12 protein-coding genes and 1 pseudogene are annotated in these 15,022 nt (G+C 34.4%); 7 read left to right on the forward strand and 6 right to left on the reverse strand.

Going from position 1 to position 15,022, the window contains the following annotated elements; all coding sequences use genetic code 11:
* Positions 1–547: 547 nt before the first annotated feature.
* Positions 548–1,569, forward strand: a pseudogene (locus tag ABWU73_RS04125) (IS110 family transposase).
* A 287-nt stretch (positions 1,570–1,856) separates the two neighbouring features.
* On the opposite strand, the gene ABWU73_RS04130 reads toward ABWU73_RS04125, so the two are convergent.
* A complete protein-coding gene (locus tag ABWU73_RS04130) occupies positions 1,857–4,121 on the reverse strand; it encodes a hypothetical protein (protein WP_191111445.1) in 2,265 nt (754 codons plus the stop codon).
* 9 nt (positions 4,122–4,130) lie between these two features.
* Positions 4,131–5,495 carry a hypothetical protein gene (locus tag ABWU73_RS04135; protein ID WP_264688609.1) on the reverse strand — a complete coding sequence of 455 codons (1,365 nt, stop codon included), beginning with the start codon at positions 5,493–5,495 and terminating at the stop codon, positions 4,131–4,133.
* Between the two features lie 281 nt (positions 5,496–5,776).
* Here ABWU73_RS04135 and ABWU73_RS04140 point away from each other — a divergent pair, with 281 nt between their 5' ends.
* From ABWU73_RS04140 to ABWU73_RS04165, 6 genes are all read left to right on the forward strand, one after another.
* The gene (locus ABWU73_RS04140) at positions 5,777–6,103 is read left to right on the forward strand and encodes a hypothetical protein (protein ID WP_007549972.1); all 327 of its coding nucleotides are present in this window, start codon (positions 5,777–5,779) and stop codon (positions 6,101–6,103) included.
* A 391-nt stretch (positions 6,104–6,494) separates the two neighbouring features.
* Positions 6,495–7,112, forward strand: a complete 618-nt coding sequence (locus ABWU73_RS04145; protein ID WP_007549519.1) for an ankyrin repeat domain-containing protein — start codon at positions 6,495–6,497, stop codon at positions 7,110–7,112.
* A gap of 24 nt (positions 7,113–7,136) precedes the next feature.
* A complete protein-coding gene (locus ABWU73_RS04150) occupies positions 7,137–7,469 on the forward strand; it encodes an ankyrin repeat domain-containing protein (protein ID WP_007549517.1) in 333 nt (110 codons plus the stop codon).
* A 31-nt stretch (positions 7,470–7,500) separates the two neighbouring features.
* Entirely contained in the window at positions 7,501–8,856 is a 1,356-nt protein-coding gene (gene tnpC, locus ABWU73_RS04155) for an IS66 family transposase (protein WP_264688612.1), read from the forward strand.
* A 46-nt stretch (positions 8,857–8,902) separates the two neighbouring features.
* The gene (locus ABWU73_RS04160) at positions 8,903–9,076 is read left to right on the forward strand and encodes a hypothetical protein (RefSeq protein WP_007549098.1); all 174 of its coding nucleotides are present in this window, start codon (positions 8,903–8,905) and stop codon (positions 9,074–9,076) included.
* Positions 9,077–9,148: 72 nt separating this feature from the next.
* Positions 9,149–9,394, forward strand: a complete 246-nt coding sequence (locus ABWU73_RS04165; protein WP_146038228.1) for a hypothetical protein — start codon at positions 9,149–9,151, stop codon at positions 9,392–9,394.
* A 310-nt stretch (positions 9,395–9,704) separates the two neighbouring features.
* Here the strand turns inward: ABWU73_RS04165 and ABWU73_RS04170 are convergent, their stop codons facing one another.
* The 4 genes from ABWU73_RS04170 to ABWU73_RS04185 all read right to left on the reverse strand — a co-directional run bounded on the left by ABWU73_RS04170 (position 9,705) and on the right by ABWU73_RS04185 (position 14,744).
* Positions 9,705–10,793 carry a hypothetical protein gene (locus ABWU73_RS04170; protein ID WP_264688613.1) on the reverse strand — a complete coding sequence of 363 codons (1,089 nt, stop codon included), beginning with the start codon at positions 10,791–10,793 and terminating at the stop codon, positions 9,705–9,707.
* A gap of 212 nt (positions 10,794–11,005) precedes the next feature.
* On the reverse strand, positions 11,006–11,461 hold the full coding sequence (locus ABWU73_RS04175; RefSeq protein WP_007549102.1) for an Hsp20/alpha crystallin family protein: 456 nt from the start codon (positions 11,459–11,461) through the stop codon (positions 11,006–11,008).
* Positions 11,462–11,903: 442 nt separating this feature from the next.
* Positions 11,904–13,697: an ankyrin repeat domain-containing protein gene (locus tag ABWU73_RS04180; protein ID WP_353285457.1), complete on the reverse strand. Its 1,794-nt coding sequence runs from the start codon at positions 13,695–13,697 to the stop codon at positions 11,904–11,906.
* A gap of 63 nt (positions 13,698–13,760) precedes the next feature.
* A complete protein-coding gene (locus ABWU73_RS04185) occupies positions 13,761–14,744 on the reverse strand; it encodes an ankyrin repeat domain-containing protein (RefSeq protein WP_341817317.1) in 984 nt (327 codons plus the stop codon).
* Between the last annotated feature and the right edge of the window lie 278 nt (positions 14,745–15,022).

The following is a 15,022-nucleotide window of genomic DNA, read 5'->3' on the forward strand; positions in this document are numbered from 1 at the left end:
TTATTATTTTGCAATTTTTGAGTTTTTGTAGTAAGTTCAGGTGTTTACATAAACTTTCTTTTAACCTAATAAAGATGCCTGATAGGATAGTAAACTTGCAACCTTGATTCAGAGTGTTAAGCAATCAACATAGCAGAATTTATAGTCTCTTTCCTTCCACATCAACTTCAACTTGACACTTCTATAAAATTCTCCGACATTGATTTTGAACTTACTACACGGATTTTTTTGCCTGCCCATCTGTAATCCACTACTCAATAAAGCCGATCTGGTTACAAAATGAAGTAGTCAATATAACACTATCAACCAATTCTAACTATAAACCTTGTATCTTGAAAAAAGCATCTAATGTTTTAAGCTTAAGCATTAGTTGGAGAAGGGAGGAACTCTGATATAAACCTTAGATATAAAATCTGTTTTGCAGATAAGAGCTCCCTCTCAAAAGTATAGGCTGGACGGCGTCTTAGAAAGACCTAAATGGTTCTAATTCTGTATTAACAAGGTTAGCCTTACTTTTCATTTTTAATGGTAACGTATGGGGTTATATATGATCAACAACTTTCTTGGCATAGATGTATCAAAAGATCGCTTTGATGTTTTTCTCTCATTTATAAGTAAAAAAGGAAAACGTGAAACTAGGAAAAGGAGCTTTAAGAACGATGATCATGGGTTTCAAGGTTTACTGAGCTTTCTACAAAAACATAATGTAGAACAAGTAAAAGCCTGCATGGAAGCTACCGGTTGTTATAGTGAAGCTTTGGCTGAATTTCTACACAATACTGGACATTTTGTTAGTGTTGTAAATCCTTATTGCATAAAATCCTACGCAAGAAGTAAGCTTACACGGCAAAAAAATGATCAGACTGATGCAGAAATTATTGCTGATTGTTGCCAAAGACAGGAACCTACTCGTTGGACACCACCTTCTCCTGAACTGAAAAAATTAAAACATCTTTATCGTTGCTCGGTTGCGTTAAAAGATGAATTGATATTAGTAAATAACCACTTAGAAAAAAAAGAGAGACTGCCCAAAGAAGTTGCAAATGCTTGGGAAGACCTTGCAATGAATATAGCTCAAAAAATAGAAACAATAAAAAACTCCGTACGTGAACTATTAAAGCAACACAAAGAGTTGTTGGAAAATTTTCAACTTCTACTGACTATTCCAGGAATAGGAGAGGAATCAGCAGTAGCTATTTTAGCTGAGGTTCCTGACATAGAAGTTTTTAGAAATGCCAGACAATTGGCAGCATATGCAGGAGTTATACCGAGAAATATAACATCAGGTTCATCTGTATATGCCAAACCCAGATTAAGTAAATCCGGTTCACAACCATTACGTAAGGCACTTTTCTTTCCTGCCATAGTAGCTAAGAATCACAATCCTATTATTATGAGCTTTTGCCAGAGATTAAAGGAAAAGGGTAAGCATAATATGGCCATAGTTGGGTCTGCAATGCGTAAGTTACTTCATATTGTTTTGGTATTTTAAGATCAAAAAAGGCTTTTGATCCTGACCATATCAAAAACTACAGGGCCAGGAGGTTAACTGAAGGTTTAGTACTTTAAAATCAAAAAATGCTTCCATTCTATCTTATGTAAAATGGCATCTTACACAAATTCATTGAATGTAATTGGTATGTTGATAAGTAAATTAGTTTTATATATACAAGACAGCAGAAATTTACTTATCAACATAACTATAATCTGTATCCGCTATACAGGATGTGAGTTGGAAGTATTTTTTAGTTTTACAATACAGCCTAGGCAATGAGACAATTTTTATAAATTTTTTGTTGACTGACAAGACGGCGTCTGCTATTTATGACAGACAATTAAACTCTCAATAATCCCTTTTATCTATAAGGAAAGTCGTCCACAGTGTCAATTCCTAAGTTATCTTTTATGCGTAGAACATTACTAACTGCTATAAGGGTATTTGGGACATTTTGTGCTGGTGCTGGCGCTTGATCATTAAATACGGCATACGAGAAAACCATTTTATCTCCATCAGTAATGCGATCAAACCCTCTACTCTGCAGATAACCCTCCACCTGTTCATCTGCTTCTTCTTCTCTATTTTGTACGTCTGCTTCAGTGGCAGCAAACTTTAGCTCTGTTCCAATCGGATGAGTACCTCCCATCCTTCCTATAGCTCGTGACAATACTAAGTCTAACTTTCCTCCTCCTCCAACCTGAAATTCACTAACTACCCTAGCAGGATTATCGCAAGTGTAAAATAATCCATGCAATGCAGCATGAAACCCAGCTTCTCTAGCATTATCTCTGTTCACTACCCATGCTAATGATTGGAGTCCTGCATTATTTGGCTGGGGTGGATTTAGCACGTTGGAAATTGCTTGGTAAAACCGTTCATGACTGTCTGGATCTTCATTTTCCCAGCCAGTATTCATCATTACATTTGCAGCGCGATGCACATTACTAACGCCACCTATTCGTAAAAGCTCACCTTGAAAAGGCTGATTACCTCTATCAAGCAGGTAGTCAGCAGGCGAGTCAAATGTTTCTACATTAACAGTTAAACCAAGATTATCATTTACTCCTCTTGTCCTTCTATTTATGGTCAAATTACACACCACTTCATGTACCATAGCATTCGGCCAACGCGATAGATCCAATCCATTGTCCGGAAAAAGTTGATTAGCCAATACGTGGCGAACATGAAATACGATCACCTCCTCCTTCTGGTCTCTACCTCGTGATACATGCAAAACCATAGTCAAAGCACGATCTCCAATATTTACTTGTGTATTGTATCTTTGCTCATCTAACATTTTTGCATTACCGTCATAGTGAAACAAGTGCTTATCTACTATTGCACGATTTCCTTCTATTGGCACAGTTCCTTTTGCAAATGCAATACTTGCGAAAGCAAATCCACTTGTATAGAGAAATATTCTTCTATCTCTAGCGTTAACACCACCCCTATTCCTAATACCTGGTACAGCAGGTACACCAAAGGCTGGATGGAGTAGATAATCCCTAACATTTTCTCCAATCTCCTCATCCTCTACAGGTTCAAATAATCTTTCCATTAAAGAAGAACCTTTTGCTAAAAAAGCCCTCACACCAAGCTGTAAACGTCCTGGGTTACCAAAATCGAAATTCACTCCAGCGCAGACAGCTCTTGGTGATAATGTTGGAATAGATATGGATGAAACGGGACATCCATTAACATAATTTCCAGCCTGCTCTAATGCACGGCCAGCATTCCTATCTGCTCTTCTGCCTGCCTTAAGTTCAGTTACACAGGGAACAGAATTAATTAACCTCTGTGTACCACGTACAATAGAAGTAATATCTGCATATCCACCACCTACAAACAGCTCAAGGTAAATATTGGCTACATTGCGATATCTAAAATGCATCAAAACACCGGAAACAAAACCATGATAGTCAGACTCTCTACCATAGAAGTCCAATGCCTGACTATATCTATCGTAGACACCAATAATATGCTGAAACACTTCCTCAGTAGTGTCGTGTACATCATCTGCATCATCACTTTCTAGCTGATTCATCAAATCCGGTAAATAATTATTTTGCAGCCCAGGTGTTCTGGTAATCTCTTGAAAACTATGTCTACGAGTTAAATAAGATGCATGATTTCCAGTAAACGGCCCTTGTCCTGCCTGAAATATCCTACATCTTACTGCTTCCTCTTCTTCATCTTCACCTTGATTATCCGCCCATATAAATGTTTTATACTCTTGCCATTCAAGCTCTTCATCTCGCAGGATACCTTCCAGCTGCTCCCTTTCCTGCTGGCTAAACCTAGAACCGTAGCTATTCTCTCTGTCAGCAATAGTATAGCACCTTACAACTCTTCTGTTATTTCCATCAGTTGTTAGAATTGCAACCTTTAGATTTCCCCTTCCAGGACTACCTGGATCATTATCAAAACGAAAGAAGATTCTTTCATCATTGTTTGCAACACCAGAATCATGTGCAGTAGCAAACATGCCAAAAAAGAACGCAGGAAAAAAGTGATCTTTGCCAACTGAATGCAGAAAAGATGGACATGAATCCAAGAAATATTCAAACTTTTCCGTGAATTCTCCACAATTTCCATTTATTAAACTTCTAACTAACCCATGCATAAAATACTCCTACTTATTGCGACCAGAAAAACTACTAACTTCAGTGCTTCCTAGTGTAGACTGTGGGTCACCAGCTCCACCAAAATCACCTCTTCCGTTAGGCACGGATACCGTATCTAATTCAGCAAACAACTTTTCTGCTAATTTACCATAGTCTATATTTTTTCTCATACCATCCCTACCAACCATTTTTAGGTTATCAACAACAGATTTTTTAAAATACATAAAACTTTCAACTGCACAAAACTCTTTGGCAAACTGTAGTACCTTTAACACCTCTTCCTTTTTTGTACAACCAAGTTGCCAATCGACAATCAATCCTGCAAGCGCACGCTTAATCGGAACCCTTCCATTAGAAAAAAATACCGCAGCTTTTTCCTCACGCCCCTCATGATTATTGAAATTACCACACTTTATAAGGTTCATTATAGCTTCCCTAGCTTGAATAGTTGACTCAGAATTTTCGAGCATCATGTCCGAAAGTGAGGAGAGAAGAAGAGTATAACTCCTAGGTGAAAGTATCTTATCCTCCAGTATTTTATCTTTAAACATCGGAAGTATAGCTTGCATCGTATCAAAAAAACCTTGATGTATCAACGCGCTAAAGAGAGAGTACACTCCTTTATCTTTTTTTGATAGCTCAGAATCTTTAAACAGCTTGTTTTTTGCTTGATCGCTCATTTTACTAAGACAAAAGTCTAAAGTAACAGCACCATTATGGTCACATTGAACAGAGGATAATATAGTAACTGCATCAGTAATTTTCCTTTCTCTTTCTTTTTCATTTAGAAGGCTATAAAAATATTCTACTCCTTCGCTCCACTTAAGTTCTATAGCTTTCTTAAATCCTTCTGTTGCGCTGACATGCTTCTTAAATTCTCCAGATTTTTTATCAACCCAAAAGCTAAATACAGGGTCTTGACTCTTCATATAACCCAACAACTCACTCTTTACATATTTGTTATTGCTAGTTGCAGGCTTACCATCATCATCTATCTCTTCAGAAGAGAAGCTACTTTTGTAAGATTCAAACTGCTTCTGAAAGAGCAAAGGAATTTTATCTATCACGCAGTATCGACATGCCATATCATATATAGGAAGAGGGTTCTTTATTTCGCCTATTTTTTCTTCAGTAAACCTCTGTCCTAAGATTGTATTGTTCAATCTCGTACCTGACCAACAACTTTCATCGCGAAATATGTTGTATAAGAATTGTAGCTTATCATCTTTAAGATATTCTACCTGCCTAATGTAAGTTTTTACCCATCTTTCAATAGCTGAACGCCTTTCAGCCATGACCTTGGAATCTGTATGTTGAATAACACTCTTTAACTTACTAAGCACTGCAGCATGACGCTCCATCTTTTTTGGCATTGTACCTCCTATATAAAAATATTGAGAGTACTATGCAAAAGTTAGAATTAAATAGCAACACTAAAATCACCAAAGATAGAAAAAACTCCATGCAAAATATTTTCTATGTTCGAACAAATACAAAAATTCTATTGGAATTATAAGAAATACAAAAGAAAACATCCTTTACCGTTCAAGAAGTTAAACAAGAATCACAAGCGATAAAAGATATACTTACGTTATCATCACAGTCTAAAAATCTAGGCTATAACAATCAAAAAATAAGCGCAAAACCAAAAATAGTGGGAGCGGTTCTTAAAAAATCAGTTAAAAGTAAATCGATAGTACCATTAAGAGCTGAGAATCAAGATTATAGACAAGTAGTGCCAAAAGTGGAGGTGCCTGTTATAGTGGTTAATCGCAAGATGAAAAGTAAAGTAAAAGCAACAGTGGAAAATTTTGAGCAAAACCAAGCAAGAGAATGTGTAGGTATGCAACCCGCTAAAAGTAGTGCCATTATAGCAGCACAATCAGATGTTGGTATAAAGAAAAATCCATTAAAAGTTGCTTCCCAAGCTCAGTCATCCTTTATGAGAAATAAAAGATCTCTAGAAAATCCTGCAAAGTAGCAGTTTGATCATGAGCCTTGTGAAAGCTCTCTTAATTACACATGTAAACGTAAAGCAGTTAGTTACACAGTTTGAAAGACACCTAGAAATAGAGTGAATCCAAATAGATTCTCTAAAAATAGAGTTAAATTTGTTACTTGTTATAATTACAACTTCTATAGACCTGTTGCAAAAGGAAAGCTGCTGTTTTTTACGGTAGTTATTTTCAAAAAAAATCTGATTTACTTTACAGCAGGTCTTATATTATTTTGGAACTTGTTTTTCTACTCTAACTGCCTATTCTGTAAAACCTAAAGAGGTATGCATAAAAACTACTTGCATTGCTAATGTTATTCATTAGCATATAATCAAATCTAATATAGGTTTCTATATAAAATAGGCAGTGGAATTTATGCTCAAAGTGGAGCGTTCAATAGATTACTTAGAAAAAGAAAAAAATAATTCAGAAGCTTCCAAAATATTAGAGAAAGTACAACGTATAGGACAAGCTTATAAATCTTCTGAACTTAAACGTTATCGTAGGTTTGATAGTGATGGTGAAAGAGAGAAAAATACAGAGCTATTTTCTGCTATAAGAAATGGCAACCTGCAGAAAGTACAAGATCTTTTAAAAGCAGGAGTAAAGCTTAACATCATTGATAAAAATAATAAAGATAATACACCTTTACACTATGCTGTTGAAAGGGATAAAAAAGAAATAGTTAGAAAATTACTGCAAGAATGGAAGGCAGATGTTAACGCTAAAAACAATAAAGGTGATACACCTTTGCATATTGCTGTTTCCAGAAATAACAAAAAACTTGTATCGCTACTTCTAGATAAACAAGCAAGAAGTGATATCAAAAATAATGAGGGTAAAGAGCCATATGAATTAGCTAAAAATCAAGAGGTAAGCTATATTTTTAAACATAGGAGCTCTCATTCTTCTGACTATAATGATATTATGAGTCAAGCCAATCTTAATGAGGAGTTGATAAAAATTGTTAAGAGTAGCACCTCAGAAAAATAAAAATCAAACGACATTGAAGATCTTTTGAAGAAAGGAGCGAACATTAATTTTCAGGACGCTAATTATGAGTTAAATACACCGTTACATGCGGCTGTTCGCAAACAGGAACCTAAAGTAGTTAAGCTGCTTGTCAAAAATGGAGCAATACAAATCAAGAATAGTAAAGGTAAAATGCCACTAGATATTGCTAAAAGTCTTAATAACGAAGGTATTATTCAAGAATTAGGCAGAGCTTCACTTCTAAAAAGGGCAAATACTGGAGAAAACAAGCCAGAAATTGGTTCTTCTAAAAAGCCAAGAATTTCCGTAATCGCTCACAGAGATAAGGTGATTTACAAAGTAAATATAAAAGTGTAAAGAAATAGGAAGCTAAATATGGAATGGGTAAATGACAAAAGTGCTGCAAGAAAAGATTGTAGCAGAAAACGCTAATCTCAAGGAAGAAATAAAAGCGCTGATCAGAGAAAATGACAGCTTGAAAGCAAAAATAGTTGAATTACAAGACAAATTGGGCTTAAATTCGCAAAATTCATCGCTGCCACCATCACGAGATATATATCGTAAGAAAGCAAAAAAGAAAAGTGATAAAAAACCAGGAGGTCAGCCAGGACATAAGGGGCATAAGCGTGAATTAATGGCTGCAGACGAGGTAGTGAGCTGCACAATTGATACGATTTGTATGTGTGGAGGTAAGGTTACTTTAGAAGATGAAATTATTCATCAGAAGGCAGAATTGCCAGAAATTAAGCCAACTGTAACTGAGTACAGATTGCAAAGAGGACATTGTAGAGTATGTAATAAAAGAATTACAGCAAATTTACCCGAAGGTGTTGCAAGAGATCTTCTAGGATCTAATGCTAAAACAATTATAAGCAGCCTTAGCGGCTTTTTTATTAACTCAAAAAGAGAGGTACAGCAAATTTTAGGCAGTATTTTTAATCTAAATATAAGCCTTGGTTTAGTCTCAAATACTGAACGCAGGGCATCGAAGAAGTGTGCATCTGAATATGAGAAAATGAAGGAAGAGTTACAAGGAAGCGAATATTTGCATATAGACGAAACAGGACACAGAAATCAAGGAAAGAGAGGCTGGAGTTGGGTAATAACGAACAAAGCGTTGACACTTCTGAAGGTAAGCGAGTCTCGTGGTAAGAAGGTGTTGAAGAGTTTACTGCCAGAATATGATGGCATAGTTGTGAGCAATAGATACGCTGTATACAATTACTTCAATCGTGAAAATAGACAGATATGTTGGACACATTTGGCAAGAGATTTTGAGAGATTTGCCCATAGTAAAAATGTTGAAGTGAGCAAAATTGGCCAAGCACTAAAATCGCTCAGCAATAAGGTGTTTGTAGTAGACAAGGCAAAAAAACACAATTCGATAGATAATTTGAGATTTTATCGACTGATGCGAAAAATTCGGAAAAGGGTAAAACATTTTTTGCGTAAAATGACGAGGGTTGTAAATAGCACTCAAGCTTCAAGAATGGCCGCTAAGATGTTACGGTCTGAGGATATGATGTGGAAGTTTTTAAGAAAACCTGAAGTGATAGAAACAACCAACAACCTTGCAGAACGGCAAATTAGACGGTACGTAATTTATCGTAAAAACAGCTTTTTCACCTGGTCAGAACGTGGGGAAAGATTCGTGGAAAGAATGTTGTCAATATTTTTGACATCACGTCTAAATGGCCAAAACCCCTTTCAAAAGCTACAGAATCTACTAGCTGTCACTGCTTAGTTCTTTATTCATTCTCACAATCCGTGAACGGTTACGAATTTCCTTCATGAAAAAAGAAGAGCCTGAAGGAACAAAAATCGAAGAGGATGAATCAAGAACATACCTTGCTTCTGGATTAAATAATACTCTTCATGGCAACATTTACCAGCTAAAATTGTTAATGTTATTTTTAAAGCGTGGACTAGATAAAAGCTACTCTTTTCGTTTGGCTACAGAGTAGAATAATGCTGAAAAATTTGATGATTTGGTTTTTATATGTAATAATTCAAAATCAAAAAAAATATATCGTTTTTTGCAAGCAAAACACAAGCAAAATAAGGAGGATAATAAAATTGGAATAAGCGATTTACTCACAAAAAATAAAGATGGTGAATTTAATTTGGCAAAGTATTTCATTTCCTACTTAAAGATTAAATACAATCAAGACTTTATCAATGGTGAACTGAAAGATTTTGTTATTTGTACCAACATTGATTTTGATCTAGATCAAAGCAGAACACAAGATGCAGTAAAAAAGTTGAAAGTGCAAAAAAAATAAAGGAAAGGAAATTTTGGTTGAAACAATTAAAGATAATGATGTCTTCTTTAAAGATGGCGGTGAGAGATATAAGCTTTCTTATGAAGTATATAACAATGTTACAAAAAATAATATCATAGAATTCAGTAGGATTATTCCTAGGATGTTTCTATGTTCCAAAAGAGGAAACTTAAATAACAAAATAAATACCCTTTTAATATACACAGAAGGCATTCTATAGCTAACTTAAGTAACCAGATACAACTATAACTTTTATTGTTTAATAACATTTGTGCCATTCTCTCTAACTTGAGCTTATGGTTTAAAGTACTTAATGACCAAGAGCATAATTATTACTACAAATAGGTGGTCTTAGGCTTTCAAGATGACTATTTACTTTCAGCGAATCGTCCAAATCATGCTCTATTTTTTGTGTTTTTATCTCGAATTTAAATCCTAATTTTTCGCAGAATTTTTGAAAATATTCTTTAATAACATCAAACAAGTTTCTACTTTCCCCTTTATAATTTTTTAGTTCCTTAGGAATAGTAAGTAATAATTTGCCATCTTTATAGGTTACACCATCTTTACCATCTTGAGACTCAAGTACAAATTCAAGTGAAGTCGATAGATCGCATATTTTTTCTCCTGGGTTATCAAACTTCGTTACGAACACTAACATATCAGATTTTACTTTTGTACTGATTGGATCAGCACAATCAATACACATTGTTTTATTCTTGCTATATTCCCCTTTTAATCCATATTCCAAGAGTGAACTTTCAAGAATAGGGATGCTTACAGCAAATTCATACCCCGCTTGGTTACAATTAGTGATTATTTCTTCTAAAATAGGGTCATTCGGAACACTTGCTTCTGCGTATTGGAACATTTCCTTAAAGACTTCTTTTACAAATGGGCGATAGTTCTTATTCTCATCTCCTACTTTTAGTAATAGATGCAGATGCTCTCTTCCAGCATTGTAAAATCTCTCAAAATCTTTCCCATATGAGGTGGTTTTCTGATAATCAGGAATTTCAGAATTTTTGCAGTGACTTTTCCATAATTCACATAACGCATTATGTGCAAGTTCCTTTTCAAGATCCTTGAGGACTGAATCAACAAAAGCTCTACCATAATCTGTATCTATTTCTCTTTGTTTTTCTCTTGCGGTTTCACTACTGTATATATCATAACTATTAAAAAGGTTGCTTTTGCGATATTGAGCTCCTTCAATTAATGCAGAGGTTAAAACTGTATCTATAATTTTTCCATTAATAACAAAGTTCATTCTTGGAAAATCGAAATACATTGTTTCACCAGAGTTTGCTGATTTATTGCTCTCACCAGCCTTTAATTCACTAAAACCAAATTCTTTAATTTTAGCCTTCAATGTAACTATTGGATTTGCCTCACTCATACTCCCTCTTTCTTCAAAGTCAATTATACCATAAGAGTTATTAATAGATTATTGACAATATGTAAGCTTAACAAAGGCTTTACACTATCTGTATAATAAATACGCTAAGACAAAAATTTAGATCTAGAAAAGATAATTGAACTTTATTACATTCCATCTATAATAATTTAAAGTAGCAAGCCTCAAACTAGAAGCCTGCTATTACTTACTGGTTACTTTACATCAATTCTCTTGATATGTTTCTCCGACTTAGGTATGGTTACGTGCAATATTCCATCTGAAAAATTAGCAGACACTTTATCTTGCTCTACATTTACTGGAAGCTGAATAGACCTATAGAAAGATCCATAGTATCTTTCTCGATGGTAAAACTGCTTATCTTTTGACTCGTTATTACACGTCTTTTCACCCTTCACTATTAAGCTGTCGCTAGATATACTAATGTCTATGCTTTCTTTGGAAATACCTGGTAGCTCTAGTGAGAGACAATAGCTTTCTTTTGTTTCATAAAAATCGCAAGCTGGTAATAGACTACTACCTCTTCTGGAAAGCTCTGAGTCCCATCCTGTAAAGAAGCTATCAAATATGTTATCAACGGCTCTTTGTAGTCCTCTTACACTAAAGTTATCACATTTATTGTTTTTATTTGAATGAACTATATTACTCATGTTGTACCTCCTTTCACTAATATATGCATTACGTAATCATTCTACTTACTAATTTCAATCCTAAATCTAAAGTCAGAGCTTTTGTTAGATGTGAAAAGTTGTTCCAATTTACTATGACTTGATTATGAGAAAAAAATCTTATTTGGATTACCATGGGTAATGCTATAAACTAGATTAATTGTAGTACGTAGAGTTATTGCATTCCTCCCATTTCTGCGATTATTTTCTTCATCTTCATTTGATAAGTATTTTACTTTCCAAACTTACCTCCAATAATTTATTTAATATTCCCCAACTTTTAGTGCACTAAATTTGCTCATTTTTCCTTAACTTGACACGTATACTTTTTTGAATATTTCCATAAAACCTTTAAAATAATCTTTAAATTACTAAAGCCATTACTTAATGTTGAAAGTAGCTTGTTCTGCTATTTTTCCTTAACTTAAACGTACTGTACTTGAGATGTACTTGAGGTAATCACTACATTGTTAATATTAGTATTAGGATTACTGATGCTAAGAGGGTTACAAGCATCTATCAAAATTCTTAAGTCTTCGTTACTCAGGTAGCTAAATATTTTTTCAGTACAGTCATATGGTAACTCAGGAAAATTGTTAAAGAGAAAATGGAAAATTTTATTGCCTTGTTCAAGTAACTCTTTTCTTTCCATACCCTTTCTGAAATGACTTTCGACCATACTAGCATATATTGGAAATTTTGTTTTATAGTCGTCTGATTTTAAAACCTGCACTATATTTTCATTCCTCATATATATTGCTAATGAGCTTGTACCTTTTGCCAAGATATCATAAAATGAAATGTTAGGATTATTAATCTTCTCACTCTTCATCCTTGCTATTTCTTCCTCACATTCATCCTGAAAGCCACTTATTTCACCACTGATACTCATTGATAGTAAATTTTTTTCACTTACATATAAATTTGCGGTTTTCATTTTAACTATGTGGCGTTTAAGAGCTTCAGCAGTTACTTCACACGAACAGACACCACGATCAGGATCGTAATAACCATCATCATCAGAGTCATAGTTGTTGAGTTGACTATAGAATGACCTTATACCAGCCATAGCAGAATCAAGTGGTGTATGATTATTTCTACTCGTAATATTAATATCAGAGCCATATTCCAAAAGAGTTGTAACAACTTCTTCATGTCCTTCTTTAGAAGCAATGTGAAGTGCTGTTCTGCCATACTCATCTCTAGAGTTAATATCAGCACCAAATTTCAAGACAGTCTCAATAATTTCCTGGTAACCTTTTTGAGCAGCCAGGTGCAGTGGTGTTATGTCACTTTTAATTTTAGAACCAACTTTAGCACCGCATTCTAGCAATACTTTTACAACCTCTTTATGGCCTTTTTGAGTTGCAATATGAAGCGCAGTTATTCCATCTTTTTGCTTAGCGTTTGCGTTAGCTCCTTTGTTCAAGAGCATTTTGCTAATTACTTCATTTCCTTGTTGAGCAGAAAGATGGAGAGGTGTTATATCACTTTTAACTGTAGAATTAACATCTGCATTATATTCTAAAAGAGCTTCAACAACTTTCGTATATCCTTTCTGAGCAGCAGCATGAAGCGTCGTAATACCATTTTTGGTTTGAGCATTTATATTAGCTCCCTTACTTAGAAGCAGTTTAGCAATTTCTCCCTTAATATTAATATCAGGATCTTCATTAGTAAGAAATCCAAAAAAACCTTCACTCTCACTTAAAGCAGTAAAATGCAATGCTGTTCTTCCATATTTATCACTAGCGTTAATATCACTATCGTGTTGCAAAAGAGCTTCAACGATTTCTATGCATTCCTTCTTAACAGCAATATTCAATAGCTCAGGATTATCTTTTACATTAGCTCTATTAGTTAAAAGTAGCTTGGTAATTTTTAAATCGGCATTCTCAGTAGCATAAAATATTGGAGTTTTTCCAGTTTTGTCTTGAGCATTTATATCAGCTCCATAGCTTATCAATAATTTAGCTACTTCTTCCTGTTTGTTTTTGGCTGCACTATGTAAAGGTGTAAAACCTTCTTTAGATGTTGAATTGTGTAACGTATTAACATCAGCACCATACTTCAATAGGTCTTCAACAATTTTCAAATATCCTTTTTCAACAGCAGCATGTAATAACTTAGGATTATTTGCATCTTCGAGATTAACAATAAGACCATATTCTAGAAGAGCCTCAACAATCTTTTTATACTCTTCTCCATAGCCGTGCACTGCGATTTTAAGAGAGCTTCTGTTACTTTGATGATTAATATCAGGACAATACTTTAAAACATCCTAAACAATCATTAAATATCCTTTTTCAACAGCGAGGTGTAGTGTGGTTTTACCATCTTTGTCCTGATTATCAACTTTAGCTCCATGTTGTAAGAGCAGCTTTACAACTGTTTTACGTCCTGTTTTGGTAGCAATATGAAGTGGCGTTAAATTACTATTTGTGCTAGCATTAATATCAGCACCTTTATTCAAGAATAATTTCACAGCTTCTTCATTGCCTAGTTCAGAAGCAAAATGTAGTGGCGTATATCCTTCCTTCAATGTGAAAGAATGAGTACAAGCACCATGGTTTAGAAGATCTTCGGCAATATGCATATATCCTTTCTTAGCAGCAATATGAAGAGGGGTTATACTATCTTCCCCTTTAACATCAACATTAGCACCTCTACTTAAAAGCAACGTGATAACTTCTTTACTACCTTTTTCAACAGCAAAGTGCAGTGGTGCATAACCTTTTTTCCATGTTGAAGTACACACACAATTAACATAAGCTCCATATTTTAAAAGATGCTCAACAATCTGTAAATACTCTCTCTCAGCTGCAATATGAAGAGGAGTTATACCATCATTGCTTCTGACGTTAATGTTAGCTCCACGATTTAAAAGTAGTTCGGTAATTTCCATTTTCTTATTTTCAATCGCATTGTGAAGCGGAGTTCTGCCATACTGATTTTTAGCATCAATGTTAGCACCTCTGTCTAGAAGCATCTTAACAATTTCTATGTCACCATTTATAGCAGCAAAATGAAGTGGAGTATTAGAAGGTCTTTTGTTTTTGCTGTTAACTTTAGAACCGTTTGTTAAAAGTAGTTTAGTAACCGCTGTATGTTTATTCTCAATAGCATCACGAAGTAAAACATATCCTTCTGACCATGCTTGTGAATAAGATAGTCCAAAAGAATTAATTAACTCCCTTGCTCTTTCTAGTCTTCCTTCACGAACTGCAGAAATTAAACTGTAGCTTGTATTATCATTGCCTAGCATAACTACTTACCCTCCAGATTATAACATTTTCCTTATATTAATATAATCATAAATAGATGATATATTATCCACAGTATATAATATAAGTCAAACTAGTTTAAACATAATATTTTTACTATCTTGCAGTGTTTTAGTTTCTGTAATAAATCCAGGTGTTTACATATACTCTCCTTTAACGCAATAAATATGTCTAATAGAATAAAATGGTAAACTTGTAGCTGTGATGTGGAGTATAAAGTAGCCCATGTACCAAAAATTTGTACTTTTTTCTATATCTA

The organism is Wolbachia endosymbiont (group A) of Andrena helvola, from assembly GCF_964028415.1.
Taxonomy (GTDB): domain Bacteria; phylum Pseudomonadota; class Alphaproteobacteria; order Rickettsiales; family Anaplasmataceae; genus Wolbachia; species Wolbachia pipientis.

What these genes read in the sequence shown, in the direction of transcription:
- ABWU73_RS04130 (WP_191111445.1), bottom strand. Translation starts at nt 4,121, where the DNA reads ATGCATGGGTTAGTTAGAAGTTTAATAAATGGAAATTGTGGAGAATTC.
- ABWU73_RS04135 (WP_264688609.1), bottom strand. Translation starts at nt 5,495, where the DNA reads ATGCCAAAAAAGATGGAGCGTCATGCTGCAGTGCTTAGTAAGTTAAAG.
- ABWU73_RS04145 (WP_007549519.1), top strand. Translation starts at nt 6,495, where the DNA reads ATGCTCAAAGTGGAGCGTTCAATAGATTACTTAGAAAAAGAAAAAAAT.
- tnpC (WP_264688612.1), top strand. Translation starts at nt 7,501, where the DNA reads ATGACAAAAGTGCTGCAAGAAAAGATTGTAGCAGAAAACGCTAATCTC.
- ABWU73_RS04160 (WP_007549098.1), top strand. Translation starts at nt 8,903, where the DNA reads ATGAAAAAAGAAGAGCCTGAAGGAACAAAAATCGAAGAGGATGAATCA.
- ABWU73_RS04170 (WP_264688613.1), bottom strand. Translation starts at nt 10,793, where the DNA reads ATGAGTGAGGCAAATCCAATAGTTACATTGAAGGCTAAAATTAAAGAA.
- ABWU73_RS04175 (WP_007549102.1), bottom strand. Translation starts at nt 11,461, where the DNA reads ATGAGTAATATAGTTCATTCAAATAAAAACAATAAATGTGATAACTTT.
- ABWU73_RS04185 (WP_341817317.1), bottom strand. Translation starts at nt 14,744, where the DNA reads ATGCTAGGCAATGATAATACAAGCTACAGTTTAATTTCTGCAGTTCGT.